The sequence below is a fragment of the Nostoc sp. genome (assembly GCF_036917455.1).
GTDB lineage: Bacteria > Cyanobacteriota > Cyanobacteriia > Cyanobacteriales > Nostocaceae > Nostoc.
In genome coordinates, this window is sequence record NZ_JBALDK010000101.1 from 1 (window position 1) to 20,572 (window position 20,572).

The following is a 20,572-nucleotide window of genomic DNA, read 5'->3' on the forward strand; positions in this document are numbered from 1 at the left end:
GGGGAGGCAGGGGGCGCAGGGGAAGCAGGGGAGGAAGAATCTAATTGATCATCTTCGCTCCAAAATTGAATAATTTAATTTCTGGAAGTCCCTAATTTGAAGTAGGGTGTGTTATGCCGGAGGCTAACGCACCCTGAGTTGTCAAAAGGCAAAGTAAAGAAAAATGTTCTCAAGCCCCTAAATTTATTTATGGGGATTATTTTTTTACCACTATGACTTCAGATACCCAACCCATTTTTGATACCCTGGCTGACAAAGGATCTGCCATTGACTGGAATCGTTTACTGGTCGAAATCTTAACTGCTTTCGACTGCTCTACAGGTACTATTCATACCCTAGATCGAGAAAGTCAGTTATTGCACCTAAAGGCTTACCAAGGCATTCCAGAATTCCTGTTGCCTAAAATGACGGTAATTCCCATCGGCAAAGGGATGGCCGGTGTCGCCGCCGAACGTAAGCGACCCGTACAAATTTGCAACCTGCAAACTGATGAACAAGGAGTAGTCAGACCCTCAGCAAAAGAAACCGAGGTAAAAGGCTCTATCACAGTGCCGCTTATGTTGAATGACCAATTGCATGGAACCTTGGGTATTGCCAAGTTGCTTCCCTACGAATTTACTCCCAAAGAAGAAGAGACGCTGATGAAAATTGGAGAAGCAATTAGCCGGAAAATCATCAGCTAACAGGAGTAGCTATAGCGTTTGAAGCGCACTTTTCCATAATGTACTATTACCTACCACTATTCTTTCCTTCAAAGCTATACCTATAAATTCTTTCGGTCTAAGTTTAAATATTTTTTCTGTTTGTTAAGAAAGATCCGGGCAATGAATAGTCTTAGCAAAGGGAGGGGAGTGTTTGCCTTACCCAAATATGGGGTCAGGTTCAGACTGGATTGTATGGAAGTGAGAACCGCTATAGTTGCCAAAATTGAAGCGTTTGCAACAATTGCTCATTCATGTATAAGAAACGTTTAAGTATTTCCAAGAAATGTATAAACAGTTGCTGCAAATACTTCATGCTTTGCAACAATTACTTATTCATGTATAAGAAACGTTTAAGTATTTCCAAGAAATGTATAAGCAGTTGCTGCAAATACTTCATGCTTTGCAACAATTGCTCATTCATGTATAAGAAACGTTTAAGTATTTCCAAGAAATGTATAAGCAGTTGCTGCAAATGCTTCATGCTTTGCAACAATTACTTATTCATGTATAAGAAACGTTTAAATCATTGCAGCAATCGGACGCGATCGCAGCTTGTCTTCAAATTTGAGCAGAACTTGGTTTACCGCTCACTGTAAAGACTTATCAAGTAGAGGTTACAGCATAATCATGGCATCTGCCCTTCCCGTTCTTAGGGACTTCCAGAAATTAAATTATTCAATTTTGGAGCGAAGATGATCAATTAGATTCTTCCTCCCCTGCTTCCCCTGCGCCCCCTGCCTCCCCTGCTCGCCAAAGCGATGGGATATTTTTTTAGTTGGAAGTCCCTTAGTCGAGCGTTGGGATGATTTACCTCTAAACTGAGTTGAGCAATTTTCAAAGCTTTTTGGTACAGTATTCTAGAAAATCCAGATGACGAAGATAGGCGATCGCCTTTGGCGTTGGCTGTGCCATCGCTAATTGCAACTGCCAGTTTATTGCTCAGAACCAAGAATGCACTTGCTATGATCAAACGCCTGCTTGTGGTCGAGTCTCCCGGAAAAGTCAAAAAACTCAGTCAAATTCTGGGTTCAGATTGGAAAGTTCTCGCTAGTTGTGGTCACATCCGAGAACTCAGCAATGAAGGGGACGATTCCTTGGGCTTCGTCATGGATGGCAATAATGTCCGGTGCAACTACGTCCCGCGCGACCAACGCGCGAAAGAAACAATCCAGAAACTCAAGTCTGCGGTGAGGCAAGTTGATGAAGTTGTTTTAGCAACTGACCCAGATCGGGAAGGCGAAACAATCGCTTGGCATCTGAAAGAAACGCTGGGTTTAAGGGAACCGAAACGAGTAATTTATACTGAGATTACAGCATCGGCGGTACAGAGTGCGATCGCTAATCCCAGAAAGCTAGATCAAAATTTAATCGGTGCTGGGTTGTGCCGAGATTGTCTAGATAAGTTGGTGGGTTACAAAGGTAGTCCTTTAGTTTGGGCATTAAATAACGGCGCTAAAAGTGTTGGCAGAGTCCAAAGCGCGACATTGCACTTAATTTGTCAACGAGAAAACGAAATTCTGGCTTTTGTCCCCCAAGACTACTGGAGTGTCTGGGTAGATTATGCAGAAGGATTCCGAGCTTTTTACAAAGGGACAGTCGATTCTGCAAAAGATGCAGCAGACCAAGAAACTGAAACTCACGATGACGCAAAGGTAGGTAATAGTCCAGAAACACCGGAGTCTAAGCGTGTTCTTTCCGAAGCAGAGGCTACACGTTTAGTTGAAGAAGCAAAGCGACATCCTCATCAGGTGATTCATTTTGAAGGAAAAATCGTTAACCGCCAGCCACCGCCGCCATTTACAACTTCCAGCCTTCAGCAAGCAGCCGGTTCAAAGCTGAGGTTTGCTCCTGATAAAACTATGGTTGTTGCTCAAAAGCTCTATGAGGCTGGGCTGATTACATATATGCGAACAGACTCAGTAATGCTGAGTCCAGAATTTTGTGCTAGCGCCCGTAAATGGTTAGAGCAAAACGATCCGCAGAATGTACCGCAGCAAGTCGCCAAGCATCGCAGTAGCAAATCGGCTCAAGAAGCACATGAAGCGATTCGACCAACTGATGTATTTCGTCCCTCAACTCAGTTGCGCTTAGAACTTCCTGATGATGAGTTTAATTTATATGTGATGATTTGGAAACGGTCAATTGCTTCTCAGTGTCGGGCTGCCCAATTGCGTAAAACTCTGGTGATTACTCAATCTGGTTCGCTACTGTGGTCAGCTAGAGGGCAAGTAATTGAATTTTACGGTTATGCCCGTTACTGGAACAATCTCAGTAAGGATAGTATTTTACCTTCATTACAACAAGGCCAAGCATTGAAATTGGAGAATGCTGGACATGAACAGAAGCAGACTCAGCCACCACCGCGTTATAGTGAACCCAAATTAGTGCAACTGATGGAACGTAAAGGAATTGGTCGCCCAAGTACCTATGCTCCTACTGTTGCTACTTTAAAAAAACGCAATTATGTCGAGTTGAAAAAAGACCATCTTCAACCGACAGCGTTAGGGTTAGAAGTTGATGCCTTTTTGCTCAAAGCACTACCGGATTTACTAGAGGCAGAATTCACAGCGAAAATGGAAGATGCCCTTGATGCCATTTCCGAAGGAAAGAATTCTTGGCAGCATTATTTAACTAGTTGGAATCAGAATTATTTTGTACCAGCACTTTCTAAGGCTAAAACTGTAGTCGCGAGTTCCCCAACAGGTAAAGCTAATGTGATAACTGAGCGCAAATATGAAATTTCCAGGACGCGATGTCCTGAATGCAAAAATTTCCTCGCCAAAATTCCGAGTACTAAGGTTAAAAAGAAATATTTCCTCAAATGCACCAAAGGCTGTGAAAATATCGTGCTATTTTGGAGCGACTTTAACAAAACTTGGCAGCCACCACAAACTAAAACAGTCCAGGTTGAAAATAAACAAAAGCCTCCCGTGAAAATGACGGCATATTCCTGTCCAGTATGTAAGAAACCTCTAGAAGAGTATAGTTACATTAAAGAGGGTCAGAGTAAGACAATGTTACGATGCTGTGATCCACAAGCACGTAAGGATACTAAACATAAAGATGTGGCTTATTTCAGTACACAAAAAGGGTGGTGGAGTCCTAAGTTTGGGGAGATAGGGACTTCCAACTAAAAAAATATCCCATCGCTTTGGCGAGCAGGGGAGGCAGGGGGCGCAGGGGAAGCAGGGGAGGAAGAATCTAATTGATCATCTTCGCTCCAAAATTGAATAATTTAATTTCTGGAAGTCCCATATCAAAAACTTAACTAAAGCTATCTTGCTCATTTCACTCCTAGAGAAAGAAATTTTAGTTTTACCTCATAATGCCTTTAACTACCAAGTTTGATACCGTGTTGGTTGAGTAGATTTATCAAAAACTTTTTAAGTATACCACCCAAAATACCAATAAGAGGAGTAGGCACTGTTAAGAGATATCGGCGGAAAGTTTTGACATCGAATGGCCAAACGGGTAACTCATCGGTCATAGTGTATAAAGTGCGTAGCTGCTGGATTTTTTCAGATTTTTTCTTGAAAGCTTCTGTGTCTTCAGCCAGACTACTATAAATCCCCGAATACTCTGCTCGGAACTGTCGAGCAATTTTATGTAAAGACTCTTCTTTAGCTCTTTTCATACCGCTATGTGCTGCCAGTAATGGCCCAAAAAAACATCCGATTGATAAAAAAATATACAATGGAATTACCAGATGAACAAACCAGAATCCTTTTCCGACATCTTGTGTAATCACCTGATACTCAATCACGCCAATCCAGATACCCAAAACAGCAACTAGATAGGCCGTTTTAAGCGAATAATCACTCAGACATTGAAGACCACCACAGCGATCGGGATGCAGAGGATTGATATCGAGATCCTTGTTTCCTAAAATTCGATATAAAATCCAAATATTTGTAATCAGATTAAGGACAAGTATACTACCCATATATACGACTGCAAATGTGGCGATCGTGATGGTTAGTCCTGGCAGAAAACTAGAGCTAGTCCAACTCTCTTCTAATCTAGGTCTGATGATAAAAACAATAGTGCTGAAAAAGAGAGCGCTGGCAAGTGCAGAAACCTTACGCCATTTTTGAGAATAGAGGTTAATAACAAATTGATTGATCTGAAATTTGTCAATTTCTAATACATCAGATTTTTCCAGGTCTTGAATTACTCGATCGATTGCCTGAAAACTCCATAAATAATATCCCAATGTTACTGGATTAATGAAAAGTCCTACTAACCAAGGAATCCAGTCTTTAAGCAATCCCCTCTGTCCAACTTTAGACCACAGCGTTTCACTTACCCATGCAGTAAACAAATAAAGGACAGTAGCAGTAACTGCTGCCAACAGTCCAAAAGTTAGAGGAGAAAGACGAAATTTTTCAAGTACTAGATACGCAACAGGATCGAATCGGTGAAGGTTTCGTTTGTGCGAAATATCGTTTGTCATTCTTTTTTTAACAATGAGTCAGGTAAATAACACCATACATATTTAGGGGTAAATGTGCCAATTTTGGCAAAATATAGTAATAAATCTGGTGAGCCAAAAAAGCTCACCTCATAACCTTTTAGAATTCTTAATTATCAACACGAACTGACTTTAGCCGCAAGTTCTGCGATGTTCATCTGCTCATAGTGTTCAAAGGGTTGGTGAATCCAGGGGTTGTCAGACAGATAATCAACATAATAATCGGGTGCTATAACTGAACAGGCTTTATACCAAAGAACGGCGGTGCGAATTTCCTCAATTTGGGAATCAGTATTTTGCTTGAGCCAAGGTATAGTCTGTTGGAGTGTTACCCCAGAATCTACTAAGTCATCCACTAGGAGAATGCGCGAACCTAACGTTTCGGCAGTCATTGTCAAGTGGCGGGAGAAAATTAAATTACTTCTTTCTTGCTTACCAGCGCCACTGTAAGATGAGGTTGCTAAAATTGCCAGTGGTTGCTGGTATATTCGGGAAAGAATATCTCCTACTCGTAGTCCTCCTCTAGCAAGACAGATAATTTGGTTGAATTCCCAACCGGATTGATAAATCTGGATAGCCAGTTGTTCAATTTTTTGGTGATAATCTGACCAAGAAACATAAAGGTCTGGCATAAGTCTAACGGGAGTGGTAGATAGCTAGTATTGAAGGCGCGCAGATTTTTTATTTTAGTATGAGTGCAAAGTTTTATGAATGATTCTGCTGCTGATGGCGATGCCCAACGAGATATTCTCAGTGAAAAACTCGACTTGAAAACAAAGCTGGCTTACGGTGCAGGAGATTTAGGGCCAGCAATTACTGCAAATATCTCTGTCTTTTATCTGCTGATTTTCTTTACCAGTGTTGCTGGTATCCCTGCGGGTTTAGCTGGCACTATTTTGATGATTGGCAAAATATGGGATGGGGTTAACGATCCGCTTGTCGGGTTCCTGACTGATAAAACAAAATCTCGCCGTTGGGGCCGTCGTCTTCCCTGGATGTTTTATGGAGCAATCCCCTTTGGAATTTTCTTTTTCTTGCAGTGGATTGTACCGCGATTTAGTACAAATCAGAATAATAATATTTGGCCGCTATTCTGGTATTACGTAGCAATTGGGATTCTATCTCAGTCCTTTTACACGGTTGTGAATTTGCCTTATACGGCGATGACTCCAGAACTAACTCAAGATTACGACGAACGCACCAGCCTTAACAGCTATCGCTTTACATTTTCCATTGGTGGCAGCATTCTGTCATTGATTTTAACGGGAATTGTTTTTTCGCAGATTGTCGATCGCCAACAACGATATCTGGTTTTAGCGGCCATTTGTACTGTCATTTCGATTTTAGGATTATATTGGTGCGTTTTTGGAGTCCGCGATCGCATCCTGGCTTTTGAGGCCAAACGCATCCTAGCCGAAGAACCTGCATCTCTCCCCTTCGGCGAACAGCTAAAAATTGTCTTTAGTAACCGACCTTTTTTATTTGTTATTGGTATATATCTTTTTTCTTGGCTAGGTGTGCAGATAACAGCCAGCATTATTCCCTATTTTGTAGTCAATTATATGGGTCTTAAAGAAGAATCAGATGTGCCCATGATTCTGATTGCAGTGCAAGGAACTGCTCTGCTGATGCTATTTGTCTGGGGAACGTTGAGTAAAAAAATTGGAAAAAAAATTGTTTATTTTCTGGGAATGAGTTTGTGGATAATAGCAGCGATCGGACTATTTTTCTTACAACCTGGTCAAATCGGATTGCTATATGTGATGGCTGTTATGGCTGGTGTTGGTGTCTCCACAGCTTATCTAATTCCCTGGTCGATGATTCCAGATGTGATTGAATTAGATGAACTCCAAACCGGACAACGTAGAGAAGGCATTTTTTATGGCTTCATGGTTTTGCTACAAAAATTTGGTTTAGCTTTTGGGCTGTTTTTGGTGGGAAATGCTTTGCAAGTAGCCGGTTTCAAAGAATCTGTAGCCGGAAGTCTCCCACCCACTCAACCGGAATCAGCACTGTTTGCTATTCGCATTGCTGTTGGCCCCATACCTACAGTTTGTTTGCTTTGTGGCTTAGTTTTAACGTATTTTTACCCAATTACCCGCGAGATGCACGCAGAGATAGTGCTGAAACTCAAAGAACGGCAAGAGAAGAAGAATAATTCGTAATGGGGTAATGTCCATTACGAATTATATCATGTCCGGGTAATGACTTACGATTAAAAACCCGTTAAGCCAAGGGGAGTAGGGGAGTAGGGGAGCAGGGGAGAGTTCAAATACCAAGTTCTTTCCGGGAGCAATGCTCTAACAGTGAGATGGGTAAGCAGGGGAGGCAGGGGAGGCAGGGGAGGCAGGGGAAGAGAAAGAAATAAGTGTAGAAGCAGTCTGTTTCGGTAGTAAAAAATACTAAAAATGCCTCTTTACTCCCCCTGCTCCCCCTGCTCCCCCTGCCTCAAGAGCCTATTTCACGAGGATCTCACTTTTTCGCGTTGCTCCCGTTCTTTCCCCTCTGCCCCTCAAGCTTGTGAGAAATGCGGGATAAGTAATTTGCCGGACATGATATAACACATCAACGTGTTGAATGTGGGATATATTGTAAAAAAAATGAAACTAAATTGAGCAAAAAACTGATTTTATATATTCGATATTTTGTTAAATTAGTAATTACTAATTACGGATTCCTAAGAGATAGCTAATAGTGTGAATTACACTTAAATAGAAATTGCCTTCCCTTTCGCGGAATAGTTCAAAAGCCGAACCAGGTGTGCCAAAAAATGGTCTGAGAGTCCAGCCTAACTGACTGCCTACGAAAGCGTAAAGAAATAGCCAAAATTTTACAATTCTACCGCGCGTCTTAGTACCTTCATTCTCTTGTTCTAAAACTATATTTGTAGCTTGATATAAAGACGAAATTCCAATAAATCCGGTTAATGCAAAGATGAATACATTTAGCAGAATTAAAAATTGGTAATTATTGGTGGTAATTAAGAAAAACAGAGTTATTGGTGCAAAGCTAAATAAAAGTACACTCGTAACTGAAACAGCAGTCAATACTAATGCTAAGTGCTGGGCAAAAGTCCGCTTGGAACCAAAAATAATATTAGCAAAGAACAACGTCGGGATACAAATTAGGAGTGTAATTAAATAAAGGGCTGGGAGTTTAATGGCAGAAGACAAAGCTTGCATCCAGCTATGGTATGCACCAATGATTCCGCCATAAGCCGCGAGAAATAAGGAACTGCAAACCAGCAGAGAAATGATTTTATTTGGTAATCTTGTCCCTTGGCGAACTTCCTCTAGAAATCCTTGGCGATCGCGCAGGAATCCAATCAGCACTGCAAAGTATTTTATTCCTGAAGATTTCCGTTCAATCATATTCACCTCACATAGATATTATTCAAGTTTCATCTGAGTAATCACCGCCAGAACCATACTTCCAGGCATCGATCAAACGATGCCAATAATATTGTTGTTCATTTGGTTGATGCTTAATCCATGTTTCTAACATTGGACTCAACAAAAATAAGGCAGTATATACACCTAAATTATTGTAATGTATCATCCAATCTAATAAATTTCCCACACCTACTTGCGGAACGATCTTGGCAACTATTCCCGGATGAGATAAACCAGTTTTTAACAATGTTTGCGTTAGTGCCGAAAACTGTACTATATCCTGTAAAAATGGTTTTAGAACTGGTGTCCCCAACTGCTGCATTTCCTGAAATACTGCTGAGAGTAGTTGGTTAATCTGATCTGGGGCAATTTTTTGATTTACACTAACACTCATCGCCTTTTGAAACAACCAGGTGACAGTCAGACTTGGCTGATAGGGTTGCAGCAGTGTTAAGGCTTTTGCAGATAATTGTTCTGTTTCTAGCGCTTCGGAAATGCCATAAGTTAAACGCTTTAGGTGACGCACCATTGCCCCAAAACCACCAAAACTCAAGGGAGATTGACTACCACTGCTATCTCCTACTGGTAGAATGCGATTCCAAGGCGTTTTTAGCGGACTTTGGCGATGGGTGGGAAAGAAACCAAACAAGGCCCGTTGAAATTTCAGCTTGTTCAATTCCACTCCCTGATATTCTGGTAGGAGACGCAGGTATTCCTCAAATAAAGCTTCTAAACTCAAGCGTTGGGGATGTAGATCCATGTAAGTAAACAAGTAAGTTGTTCTACCATCCCTGGCTGGGAAGGCTTCCCAGAAGTACTGACATTGATTTTGCAAGGATGTAAATGATAATAACAAGTCGCCTGAGTTATTTTCCGCAAAACCTTGGGCGCAACTTCCCACAACTAAGCACAGTGCATCTGGTTTTTTGCCTTGGCGTGCTTGTTGGCTGATGGGTGAAAGATGTCCCATCGCGTCGATTAATAACCGAGTTTTGAATTGTTTATTTACCATCACCCCATCTTGATGAACCACTGCTTCGGTAAAGGGTGTGTTTTCTAGCAACTTTCCACCAACGGCGAGAAATCGGGTTTTCAATGTAGCTAGCAGATAAACTGGATCTACGCCGATATTCAAAACATCCTCTACCCAAACTTCTGTACCGCCATCAAAACTAACTCGCGCTGGGTTATATTGGGTGGCGATCGCACTTGATAATTCTTCCTCAGTCAGCAAGTTCAATTCCACAAATACATCTAGTTCTTTACGAGAGATATTCCACTCTTGTTCCCTCCCTCGCAAAATTCCCCGTTCCATCAACGCCACCCGCAGCCCCTTCACAGCTAAGGCGCAACCAATTAAAATGCCTAAAGTGCCACCGCAGATAAGCACATCGAAGTCTACAACGCCTAAAGGTTGTTGATTTTCTTTAACTAACTGTGGTGTGGGTGAGGTGTTTTCTCGCAGAGATGTGAGGATGCGATCGCTTTGACGCAATCCTTTTAAAACATCGTTTGGTAATTGGGAAAGAATTTCTTCGGTTAAAGACATCGGGTTTAATTCCAGCAGAGTTACTAGTATCGATCGTATCTTTGCTGGAACAGTGCTTTTATCCTAAACCGAATAATTTTGCGATCGCAGGTAAGCCTGTAAATATCCCTTTCAACACGGTGATGGCTATTTTTGCAGTCTTTTACCTAGTCTTTAATTCTTTTCAATTCAACTCCTCCCTCATCCTAGTGTATAGATATAAGCTTGTCTCAGCCGCCTTACCCTCTCTCGGCACACCTCATTTTGCACGCGATCGCCACGCCGCCAGTGTTCTAACTGAATATTATCAACGTAGAACCTCACAGAAAATTGCATACCAGAACCTTGGATATCGGTTAACTGAACTTGTGGCTCTTTCCAGGCAACATTAGATTCTTTAAAACTGTCATTTAGCCATTCGACAACTTTTAAAGAGTAGTCATCTAATCTTGTTTCATCTGATTTTTTGTCCTATATTTTATACCTACCTCACTTACGAATTGCTGTATCATTTGATAATATACCAAATACCGTCATTATTTTGACGTAAAACCTGGTATTTTTGCTCAACAAATTCCAGCATTTTGGGGAAATTTTCTTTGATAATAGCTTGTGGTTCATAATCAATAAAGATATAAGGAGGTTTTGATGAATCTAACTGCTCTATAAGTCTTGGCCATTGTTCAGGCAAAAAATATTCAAGTGCCCAACCACGTAGGGTTGTGGCTTGAATCCGACCAGATAAGTAGTAAATAGATGGATCTCCAGCTACATAAATATCACCAGCAAGACTTCCTGACTGGGAGATAAACTTAGCTTCTGAATGAAGAGATGGATATTTTTTTCTAAAAACAGTCTGATATTTTAATCGTGTATCTTCAGTTAAAGCAAAGTTATTGTCGATTAGGGTAACAGTCTTTTTAATCAGAGTCGATGATAAAGGTAATAACAATAAAAATATAAGCAACATTGTCGGGATTAAAGACCTTAATTCTTTTAAAGACTCCCATAATATATCTAATCCTTTAGTTGCTAAAATCCCTATGGGTACAAACAATAGTAAATAATGGTATTCCCACAATGCTGTTCGTTGTAGAATAATAACACCAAAACCAAAAATACACCAAACAACAAGTAACAAAGTCAATATATTCTTAGACTTGTGCAAGGATACATATACTGCAACAGCAGCCATTAAAACTAAAGGGTAAAAATTCTGCAAAAACCATTTTATTCCTGAAATCAACTCAAGTTCATGGAATTCGGCATTAGCAACAATAAGCGGTGGATAGATAAAAAATGTTTCATATACTATTGAAAAACTATTAACCCAGACAAAGTAGCTGCAAACAACTAAAAGAGGAAATATTATTCCTATAAAAACTGGTAAGCAAGTCTCTATAAAGATTTTTTTAATCCTCTGTCGTTGAATTAACAAAGAATACATAAATATAGTCAGCCAAAATGAAAGTAAGACAAGCAGAAGGAGGAGTTTAAATAGGAGGACAATTCCCCCAATCAATCCTGACATTAAAAGTAGAAAAAATCTTTGTTTACCTTCATTTTTAAAACACTTAAATGTTAGCCACAGACAAAGGAATAAAGGAAAGCCAACTAGTGCTTCTACTTGAGTAAGCTGCCAAGCACCTGAAACAGTATAGTAAACACCAACTGTTAACAAAGGTACTAGACTTGCAATTATTTGATGTCGAAAATAGCTTTTTAGAGTTAGCTGCAATATTATCGAAAAAAATAACATGTAAATAAGTTCAAAGGCATGGATGCCAATCTCATCAAAACCAAACAAAGTACCTGCTAAAAAATAAAAGTAGAAAATTCCCGGCTGCTTAATATCCCAAAAATCACGATACAGTACCTTTCCTTGTTGCATTTCCCAAGCACCTAGCCTAAAAAATGCTTGATCTCCGTCAAACGGAAAAGGTAAATGTACAAGACCAATTATGACAATAATAATCAAGATTATAAAGTCAATTTTATTTAATTTAGCAATATGAATCATGAAATTATTAATTTAAATCTAAGTGAATATATTGCAGTATTTAACATCCTAACAAGATAACAACAGCTATATAGCTTTTTCATCAATTATGATGTCGAAAAGCTCTAATAGCAAATAGCTATGAGTCTTTTGGTACTTAATTTTGTTCTTAACTTTGCTATGTTCTATCACACCTTTTAGACTTTGCAAAGGCTTGCGGTGTAATCGAAACTATATCTTTATATATTGCTTTAATAAATAGGTGGGTGCGAAAAAACTCAACTATGTAAAGATAGATAGAGCGGTGCAAAATCTAAACCGTTACTTTGATAAATGGTGAAAGGGTGCTTACTAACATCCAAACATCAAGCAAGTAGTTCAAAGATGATTTCGCAATCGAGTTGTTTATCAGGTGGATGAAGAACAGCTATTGATTACTATTTAACTGATAGTCCATCACAATAATGTATATCGGTAAGTGTGGGTCTCAAGTATTAATGTGGATATAGACACAGCACGATAACTTGTATTATAGGAAAGACTGATGGAACGTTCAAAATTAATTGCTATTCTTACAGGTGCGATTTCAGTGATTTTAGCGATCGCTTACCTGATCTTAGTCCAACTGCTGGACTACCGGGACATGAAACCCGCCCCCATCAGCGAATTTGAGCAAGCGCCTACAATTATTTCTGTTTTTTGGCAGATTGACAAAATTACTGAAGTGTAGATGATACTTCACTGACTTGTCGAGACGCAATCAGTTGCGTCTCTGATCATTTATGTCAAAAAATAAAAACTAAAAAAACTAATGATGACTATTGATAAACCAATAGTTAATTCATAGATAAAAAATAATAGCTATTATTCATTACTCAAATAGTCGATTATATAAGAATTAATTAGAGTAAATCTCTGAAATTTCTTTAGATAATTAATTAAATTTTGACAGACATAGGAATCATATTTGATTGTTGAAAAAATACAAGCATTTGTAGGGTGTGTTAGAGGATGCTTGAAAAGTCCTCTTGTCGGTATCAAAAGTTCTAGATCCCCCTAAATCCCCCTTAAAAAGGGGGACTTTGATTCCAGTTCCCCCCTTTTTAAGGGGGGTTAGGGGGGATCTAAAAGTGTCTAAAGTCACAGTGAAAAACTTGTTCATTCAACCTCTTAGACGGAACGTCGTAACGCACCATACGTAAGATTTCAAAAATCAAAACGGTAAAGTGTTTCTAACAAAATTGTTTCCAAAGTGCTTTAATCTATTTGTAAGCATCTTCTGGGGCAAGCTTTCCAGATGTTTCTATGCTGGGAATGTTAAGTAGAGATTAATGGGATTACTTTGGGCTTTATTGAGATTTAGGTCTTGTTATTGACAAAATGACTCAAAAATTTAGCTGGCACGTTTTTAGATCCCGCACAAATTTTGTTATTTTACAACTACCCATTGCGTCACAGTTACCATTGCTCGCCAGCCCAAAAATTTACCAATAGGTTCAGCCCGTTGAATAGCAATACGAGTTAAATCGCCACCGACTCGTTCATGCCATTGAAATAAAGTTTGCTCACCCTCTACCGTCACTACATTCGCTACCAAACGCCCACCAGGACGCAATGCTTCCCAGCAAACATCAAAAAGTCCTGTTGCTGTAACACCGCCACCAATAAAAATGGCATCTGGTGCTGGCAAATCCTTCAGGACATGGGGCGCTTTTCCTTCAACGATTTGCAGATTTGGAGTGCCGAGAGTAGCGGCATTATCAGCAATATATAGTAATCTAGACGAGTTTTGCTCGATCGCGATCGCTCGACACTGAGCATTACTCCGCATCCATTCAATAGAAATTGAGCCGCAACCCGCGCCAACATCCCACAACAGTGCGCCTGGTGTGGGTGCTAAAGCTGCTAGAGTGATTGCTCTAACTTCCCGCTTCGTTAACTGTCCATCGTGGTGGTAGGCGTTATCTGGTAGTCCTGGTAATCTCGGTAAAGGGATAACCCCAGCATCAGCAATACAATCAACTGCGATCGCATTCAAAGCAGCAATTTTAGTTTCACTCCAAGATGCAGCCGTACCTGACACAATTCTTTCATGAGTGCCACCCATGCGCTCCAGCACGGTAATTTTGCTACCACCATAGCCGCGATTGGTCAAAATCTCCGCAACAACGGCGGGTGTGTCTTTCCCTTCGCTCAAAATCAACAGTCGTGCTTTTGGGTAAATGTAAGATTGGAGTAAGGAGGATGGACGACCATTCAAACTCAAAGTTTCTACCTCAGTTAAAGACCATCCCATCCTGGCACAAGCGAGACTGAAGGCTGAAGGTGCGGGGATAATCGTCATTTCAGAAACCGGAATTCGCCGCATCAAAGTTACACCAATGCCGTAACACATAGGATCGCCGCTTGCAAGTACGCAAATTGACTCACCCCGACGCTGAATGATTTCGTTTACAGAGGCGCTAATTGGTGATGTCCAGACTATTTTTTCACGTCGATCGTCTGTAGGCAGCATTGCCAAATGGCGATCGCCTCCGACAATTACTTTAGCTTGAGTGATTAGGGAAAGAGCGATCGCGCTTAACCCTTGTAATCCATCTTCCCCAATGCCGACGATAGAAAGCCATTTATCTGTCATGCTAATTCATGATTAATTTTTTCGGCAATTACAAACAAGTAATCTGCGTGATTGTTTTCATATTTATTGACAATATCTGTGATGCGTCCTGTATTAATATCTGCTGCTAGTTTTTGACATCCTGCGGTGATTTCTTCTGGCGAAGCTAGCAAAGTAAATGTAGAAATTCCAGAGCGAATATTTTCATCTAAATATATTTTAGGATGATATTTACCACTATATAAAATAAGTCTTGTAAATTTTTTGAAATAGAATAATGTTCGATATTTACTGAATTAAAACCTGCCTCGTTTAGAGCATATATGACCTTTTCTAAACTTGGCATTTGTTCAGCAGATTTATGTATAGCCTCTGGAAAATATTCGATTAACCAATATTTACTCATTTGCTCTGGTGTGGAAGTAAATAATACAAAACGACCAGCCGCCAAGACACGATTAATCTCCCTAAAAGCAGGAGTTAATGCAACAAAATGATGTATCGCTAATGTGCATAATACACCTGAAAAAGTATTATCGGCATAAGGTAAAGCTTCTACTTCCGCAACTTGCCAAGCTATAATATTACTCTTCTTTGTAGCAGCATCAATCATCTTTTTTGACTGGTCTACTCCATACCAAACACCAGTTTTTGCTAAAGCTAGTGTGTAATTTCCAGTGCCACATCCCACATCAAGATATGAAGAATCTGATTTTACCTGAAGGTGAACAGCTAATCGAGCAGCAATTTCAGGATCGGCACGACGAGTCAAATCATAGCTTTTGCCAATTTGCTCATAAATAGCCATTTATTAAATTTCTCACAATTTTTTTAAATACAGTAACTAGTAAATACTAGTTACTGATAGCTAATATTGATATAGTATTCTTGTCAAGAGATGAAATTAATCTACGATCGCTATTAAACCAGCGCTGCTGTTGCTTTCACCCCAAAAATCTCCTCAATCACATCTTCCACCACTTTATCTGGGGTAGAAGCACCAGAAGTAATTCCCACGACAATTTCACCATCTGGCAACCAGTTTTCTGTTGTTATTAACTGTCCATTTAATTGTCGATGTTCTATAGAATCTCCTGATTTCATTCGTTCAACAGTATCAATGTGATAAGAAGGAATTCCTCGCTCAAAAGCAATTTGTTGCAATTGAGTAGTATTGGATGAATTAAACCCACCAATTACTACCATTAAATTTAAATTATGTTCCACTAATTCCAACATAGCATCTTGCCGTTCTTGGGTGGCATCACAGATGGTATTGAAGCTTTGGAAATGCTGAGTTAACTCGGTGGGGCCATATTTCTGCAACATAGTCCGCTCAAAAAGTTTCCCTATTTGCTCAGTTTCGCCTTTAAGCATTGTAGTTTGGTTAGCGATGCCAACTCTTTCTAAATCGCGATCGGGGTCAAATCCTGCTGAACAGGCTTTGGCAAATTTTGTCAGAAATTCTTCACGGCTGCCACCATTAAGAATATAGTCAGCAACATAATTTGCTTCTTGCAAATTCAACACAATTAAATACTTGCCAGCAAAGGAACTAGTAGCAACTGTTTCTTCGTGCTTATATTTACCGTGAATTATTGATGTATAATCGATTTTTTTGTGCTTTTCTACTGTATTCCAAACTTTAGATACCCAAGGACAAGTTGTATCAACAATTTTGCAGCCTTTATCGTGAAGGATCTGCATTTCTTGAACGCTAGCCCCAAAAGCAGGTAATATTACTACATCCCCGGTGCCAACAACAGAAAAGTCTTTATTCTTTCCTTCAATGGGGATGAATTCAACTTCCATCTCCTGCATTCGCCGATTCACAGAAGGGTTGTGGATAATCTCGTTAGTAATCCAGATGTGTTCTGTGGGGAAGTGCTGACGAGTTTCGTAGGCCATAGCCACAGCCCGTTCTACACCCCAGCAAAAGCCAAAGGCTTGTGCTAATCGGATTGTTACATCACCCCGTTGCAAGATGTAATTGCGATCGCGAATTTCCTGAATCAAGTTACTCTGATATTCAGATTGCAACTGGGTAGCAACTTCCGCTTGATGACCAAAGCCCTTGCGATTGTAATTTTCTGAATGTTGCAGGCTGCGCTTAAAAGCTTTTGTATCCATTAGATTTGTCTACTTCAACCACTATTTTTTATTTTCTCGCGCCAAGCCGCGATTTATACAGAGTTGTATTCAAAGATATTACTTCTTTTTGTCCTTTAACCTTTTTCCCTTGAAGGAGGCTGAGACTGGGATTTTAATTCGATTTCGCCATAAATCTGCAATGCAGAACGCCAAACTATATAACCTTCAGGGCTTAAATGTAAGCCATCAGTAGTAAATTCACGGCGGAGATTTCCTTGTTTGTTGGTAAACAGGGGATATAAATCGAGATATTTGACACCTTTTTTAGTAGAAATACTTTGCAGTTGCTGATTCAACCCCTGAATACGGCTATTGGCAACAGCTAACAGTTTATCTCGTCCTTTCCAGGTTGCTTCCTCTGCTGCATGTGGCAAAATCGATTGCACAACAATTTGCGCTGTGGGATGTGTCTTTCGGAGGTAATTGATAATTTGCCGTTGATTATCTAAAATTTCCCCATCGCTTATCCCCCGAATTAGGTCATTAATGCCAATCATCACAAAAATGACCTCTGGCTGGGTGCGGTCAAATATTTTCAATCTTTTCAAGAGTCCATTGCTGGTTTCGCCAGAAATCCCTTGATTGAGCCAATTTTTACCTTCGGGTAATAACTCAGAGGGAAACCATAAACTCAGAGAATCTCCCGCCAGGATAGTTAAATGCGGAGTCTGTTGGTCAGCTGCTACCTTGGCTTCTTGCTGGAGGATATCTACCCACTCTTGGTAAGTGAGTTGGTGACGGCGGCCCAAATCAGGTGTAGCAATTTGGGTTGAGTTGTTCAAGCTGATTGGTTCTGGGGATGTTACTATCCCAAAAAGAGCGGCCAATCTCTGCTGTTGCCAGATTAGCAGAATGACCGCCAACATTAGGATGCCGTTGGTTAACAGCGAGAAAAATGCCCAGATAGGAAAGGTTTTAAAAGAAGTAGACACGACTAGCGAAATTTACCAATTATTTGAATCAAATTTTAACGCTAGCGATCGCAAATCAGCCCAATTTTGGATTTTGGATTTTGGATTTTTCTTTCAATCCAAAATCCAAAATTAAATAACTCAGCACTCCTAACCCGCATTTCTCACAAGCTTCAGGGGGCGGAGGGGCGGAGGGGCAGAGGGGCAGAGGGGCGGAGGGGCGGAGGGGCAGAGGGGCGGAGGGGCAGAGGGGAAAGAACTTGGTATTTGAACTCTCCTCTGCTCCCCTGCCTCCCCTGCCTCCCCCGCTCCCCTACTCCCCTACTCCCCTACTCCCCTGCACAAGGTTTTGAGAAATGTGGTGAGAAATCCGGGCTAAATGGGACGATCGCCAAATTCGGAGTTGTAACCTTCTTCGCCGTGTTCGTTGATATCCAAACCTTGCAATTCAGCTTCCTCTTTGACACGCAGTCCGACTGTAGCATCGATAACCTTGAGAATAATCCACGTCCCAACACCTGCGATTAGATAGGCAACGGCAATTGCTATTAGTTCAACTCCCAATTCACCCAAATTACCACGCAGTACTCCGTCTTTACCTCCACCATTAACTTGAGTCGTGGCAAAGATGGCTGTTAAAATTGCCCCCACTGTACCACCTACACCATGCACGGGATAGGTATCTAAAGCATCATCAATTTGCAGCTTATGCTTGAAACTCACAGCATAGAAGCAAACAAAAGCGGTGATGAAACCAACTAAAATCGCTGATAGCGGTGTGACAAATCCAGCGGCGGGGGTGATGCCGACTAAACCAGCAACGGCTCCTGTAGCCGCTCCCACAGCTGTTGGTTTACCCCGTAAAACTGCTTCCAAAATTAGCCACATTAAAGCTGCCGCCGCCGCCGCCGTATTGGTGGCAACAAAGGCTGTTGTTGCTAAATTTGTTGTTATGTTCCCAGAAGTTCCACTGGCAACAGATAAGGCACTCCCAGCGTTGAAACCGAACCAACCAAACCAGAGTAAGCCAGCACCCAGCAAAATGAAAGGAACGTTGTGCGGGGGGCTAAGGCGATCGGGATGGGTTTTCCGAGGGCCAAGGACGATCGCTGCTACCAAGGCTGAAACGCCAGAACTAATATGAACTACTGTGCCACCTGCAAAGTCGAGGGCACCTAATCCACCGTACAAACCCAAGAATCCACCTTTCGCCCATACCATGTGGGCTAGGGGGGCGTAAACAAAGGTTGACCACAGCAACACAAACAGCGAATAGGCGCGGAAACTCATCCGCTCAACGAGCGCCCCAGAAATTAAGGCTGGGGTGATAATGGCAAACATCGCTTGATAAATCGTGAATGCCTGGTGGGGAATCGTTCCGGCATAAGAGACGACATCAGCATATTTGGGGTCTGTGGCTTTGAGCGCATCTTCATAAGGCAGATGCGGTAAGTAGCCTTGAGTCTCTAAACCGACACCGTTCAACCCAAACCATTGCAATCCACCGATAAACGGCAACCCTGGCGCAAAAGAAAGACTATAACCCCAGAGAATCCAGGTAACTCCCACGATCGCCATCAACACAAAGCTCATCATCAATGTGTTTAGAATATTGCGCGATCGCACAAATCCACCATAGAAAAACGCTAATCCTGGTGTCATTAACAGCACAAGCGCTGCTGAAATCAGCATAAATGCCGTATCTCCAGTATCAGCAGCAGGCACAGCAGCTGGTGTTTGGGCAAAAGCATTGCCCATCAGCGGCCCTCCCAAAAAGAGTAGGGTGATAATCCCAATCATCACAACTTTTTTCAACACTTCTTTTTCTTCCTAAACACCAATAATTTGTATACTTAACTACATTTGATTACTTTTGTCTGCACATTTTTGTCTTTAAAGTTACTTAAGTGGATTTTTCTGGAAATGTTAACAAAAATATAATCCTGATTATTAAGTAGGTCGGCGCAATTAAAGCTAACTGGCAAAGTCTCTCATTTGTCATTGGTCATTAGTAAGGGCTTTAAGCCTGTTTATGTTTCGTAACATTCTTGGGGCTTTTCGCGCTAACTTACTTAGTTGCCAAGATTGAAATCAGGGTATGGTGATGCAAGTTACATCTTTTTTTTTGAAGAATAGCATTTTCTTGAACCGCCACAAAATTACCAATTTTTAGTTACCTACTGTTACAAACTAAGATACTTGTGAGATTTTACAATATTTATGAATTCTCTGAGAATTTGCGTAAATATGTTGTGAATTATCTTTATATCCTCTGTAGAAGCGCATCCATACGGGTATAACTGTTTACTAGCAATTAGATGCTTAAAAAAACTTTGTGATTTGGCGTGAGGTTATTGTCTGTTTAAAAGGGAATAATATAAAAGTTATTGGTCGAAAATAATCTAGTATTTTTACTCAATTTCTGGGTGCAAACATGATAATGAAAACACCTACCAAAGCTAAACAAGCTCCTATTAGCTCGTAGCGGTCTGGAGTTATCCCGTCTACCTTCCAACCCCAAAGCATTGCCATTACAATAAACACACCGCCGTAAGCCGCATACACTCTGCCAAAATTTGCCAATTGGAAAGTTGCAATCACCCCATAGAAAGCTAAAGCCATTCCCCCCAATATGCCCCACCAAAATGGCTTGTCTTCGCGTAACCACAACCAGATTAGGTAGCCACCCCCAATTTCAAATAAACCAGCCCAGAAAAAATACAGCAGAGACTTAATCATTACGATCGATTTTTTAATAAGGTCGAACTCAGTAAAATTACGCTAACGCTTTTAACTAAA

At 40.8% G+C, this 20,572-nt stretch carries 19 protein-coding genes; 6 read left to right on the top strand and 13 right to left on the bottom strand.

From position 1 onward, the window contains the following. Positions 1–212 precede the first annotated feature (212 nt). On the top strand, positions 213–683 hold the full coding sequence (locus V7K42_RS11400; protein WP_334916207.1) for a GAF domain-containing protein: 471 nt from the start codon (positions 213–215) through the stop codon (positions 681–683). 721 nt (positions 684–1,404) lie between these two features. On the opposite strand, the gene V7K42_RS11405 is transcribed toward V7K42_RS11400, so the two are convergent. After that, positions 1,405–1,653, bottom strand: coding sequence for a hypothetical protein (locus V7K42_RS11405; RefSeq protein WP_334916209.1), 249 nt, complete (start codon positions 1,651–1,653; stop codon positions 1,405–1,407). 13 nt (positions 1,654–1,666) lie between these two features. Here V7K42_RS11405 and topA point away from each other — a divergent pair, with 13 nt between their 5' ends. Next, on the top strand, positions 1,667–3,838 hold the full coding sequence (topA, locus tag V7K42_RS11410) for a type I DNA topoisomerase (protein WP_334916211.1): 2,172 nt from the start codon (positions 1,667–1,669) through the stop codon (positions 3,836–3,838). 197 nt (positions 3,839–4,035) lie between these two features. On the opposite strand, the gene V7K42_RS11415 is transcribed toward topA, so the two are convergent. Together V7K42_RS11415 and V7K42_RS11420 are read right to left on the bottom strand one after the other, a co-directional pair. Beyond that, positions 4,036–5,157, bottom strand: a complete 1,122-nt coding sequence (locus V7K42_RS11415) for a hypothetical protein (protein ID WP_334916213.1) — start codon at positions 5,155–5,157, stop codon at positions 4,036–4,038. A 134-nt stretch (positions 5,158–5,291) separates the two neighbouring features. Further along, positions 5,292–5,807, bottom strand: a complete 516-nt coding sequence (locus V7K42_RS11420) for a phosphoribosyltransferase (RefSeq protein WP_334916215.1) — start codon at positions 5,805–5,807, stop codon at positions 5,292–5,294. A gap of 75 nt (positions 5,808–5,882) precedes the next feature. On the opposite strand from V7K42_RS11420, the gene V7K42_RS11425 reads away from it, so the two are divergent. Next, positions 5,883–7,340 carry an MFS transporter gene (locus V7K42_RS11425; RefSeq protein ID WP_334916216.1) on the top strand — a complete coding sequence of 486 codons (1,458 nt, stop codon included), beginning with the start codon at positions 5,883–5,885 and terminating at the stop codon, positions 7,338–7,340. Between the two features lie 498 nt (positions 7,341–7,838). Here V7K42_RS11425 and V7K42_RS11430 read toward each other — a convergent pair whose 3' ends face one another. Beyond that, positions 7,839–8,546 (bottom strand): actin-binding WH2 domain-containing protein, encoded by a 708-nt coding sequence (locus tag V7K42_RS11430; RefSeq protein WP_334916218.1) that lies wholly within the window; start codon positions 8,544–8,546, stop codon positions 7,839–7,841. Between the two features lie 22 nt (positions 8,547–8,568). Further along, on the bottom strand, positions 8,569–10,116 hold the full coding sequence (locus V7K42_RS11435) for an FAD-binding oxidoreductase (protein WP_334916220.1): 1,548 nt from the start codon (positions 10,114–10,116) through the stop codon (positions 8,569–8,571). Here V7K42_RS11435 and V7K42_RS11440 point away from each other — a divergent pair. Further along, entirely contained in the window at positions 10,080–10,487 is a 408-nt protein-coding gene (locus tag V7K42_RS11440; protein WP_334916222.1) for a hypothetical protein, read from the top strand. The genes V7K42_RS11435 and V7K42_RS11440 overlap by 37 nt on opposite strands. Positions 10,488–10,603: 116 nt before the next feature. Here V7K42_RS11440 and V7K42_RS11445 read toward each other — a convergent pair whose 3' ends face one another. Further along, complete coding sequence (locus V7K42_RS11445) at positions 10,604–12,115, bottom strand: hypothetical protein (RefSeq protein ID WP_334916224.1); 1,512 nt, start codon at positions 12,113–12,115, stop codon at positions 10,604–10,606. Between the two features lie 523 nt (positions 12,116–12,638). On the opposite strand from V7K42_RS11445, the gene V7K42_RS11450 reads away from it, so the two are divergent. Continuing rightward, positions 12,639–12,824 carry a hypothetical protein gene (locus tag V7K42_RS11450; protein ID WP_334916225.1) on the top strand — a complete coding sequence of 62 codons (186 nt, stop codon included), beginning with the start codon at positions 12,639–12,641 and terminating at the stop codon, positions 12,822–12,824. A gap of 699 nt (positions 12,825–13,523) precedes the next feature. Here V7K42_RS11450 and cbiE read toward each other — a convergent pair. The 5 genes from cbiE to V7K42_RS11475 form a co-directional block, all read right to left on the bottom strand. After that, positions 13,524–14,732 (bottom strand): precorrin-6y C5,15-methyltransferase (decarboxylating) subunit CbiE, encoded by a 1,209-nt coding sequence (gene cbiE, locus V7K42_RS11455; protein ID WP_334916227.1) that lies wholly within the window; start codon positions 14,730–14,732, stop codon positions 13,524–13,526. After that, a complete protein-coding gene (locus V7K42_RS11460) occupies positions 14,729–14,884 on the bottom strand; it encodes a hypothetical protein (RefSeq protein ID WP_334916229.1) in 156 nt (51 codons plus the stop codon). The genes cbiE and V7K42_RS11460 overlap by 4 nt, the downstream gene beginning before the upstream one ends. A gap of 35 nt (positions 14,885–14,919) precedes the next feature. Next, positions 14,920–15,519 (bottom strand): class I SAM-dependent methyltransferase, encoded by a 600-nt coding sequence (locus V7K42_RS11465; protein WP_334916231.1) that lies wholly within the window; start codon positions 15,517–15,519, stop codon positions 14,920–14,922. A gap of 113 nt (positions 15,520–15,632) precedes the next feature. Then, positions 15,633–16,841, bottom strand: coding sequence for a 4-hydroxy-3-methylbut-2-enyl diphosphate reductase (locus V7K42_RS11470; RefSeq protein WP_334916233.1), 1,209 nt, complete (start codon positions 16,839–16,841; stop codon positions 15,633–15,635). Between the two features lie 95 nt (positions 16,842–16,936). Further along, entirely contained in the window at positions 16,937–17,794 is an 858-nt protein-coding gene (locus V7K42_RS11475) for an SGNH/GDSL hydrolase family protein (RefSeq protein ID WP_334916235.1), read from the bottom strand. Here V7K42_RS11475 and V7K42_RS11480 point away from each other — a divergent pair. Continuing rightward, complete coding sequence (locus V7K42_RS11480) at positions 17,715–17,909, top strand: hypothetical protein (protein WP_334916283.1); 195 nt, start codon at positions 17,715–17,717, stop codon at positions 17,907–17,909. The two genes, V7K42_RS11475 and V7K42_RS11480, sit on opposite strands and share 80 nt — an antisense overlap. A 239-nt stretch (positions 17,910–18,148) precedes the next feature. On the opposite strand, the gene V7K42_RS11485 is transcribed toward V7K42_RS11480, so the two are convergent. Together V7K42_RS11485 and V7K42_RS11490 are read right to left on the bottom strand one after the other, a co-directional pair. After that, the gene (locus tag V7K42_RS11485) at positions 18,149–19,591 is read right to left on the bottom strand and encodes an ammonium transporter (protein ID WP_334916237.1); all 1,443 of its coding nucleotides are present in this window, start codon (positions 19,589–19,591) and stop codon (positions 18,149–18,151) included. 597 nt (positions 19,592–20,188) lie between these two features. Continuing rightward, positions 20,189–20,512, bottom strand: a complete 324-nt coding sequence (locus tag V7K42_RS11490) for a YnfA family protein (RefSeq protein ID WP_334916239.1) — start codon at positions 20,510–20,512, stop codon at positions 20,189–20,191. Positions 20,513–20,572 lie beyond the last annotated feature (60 nt).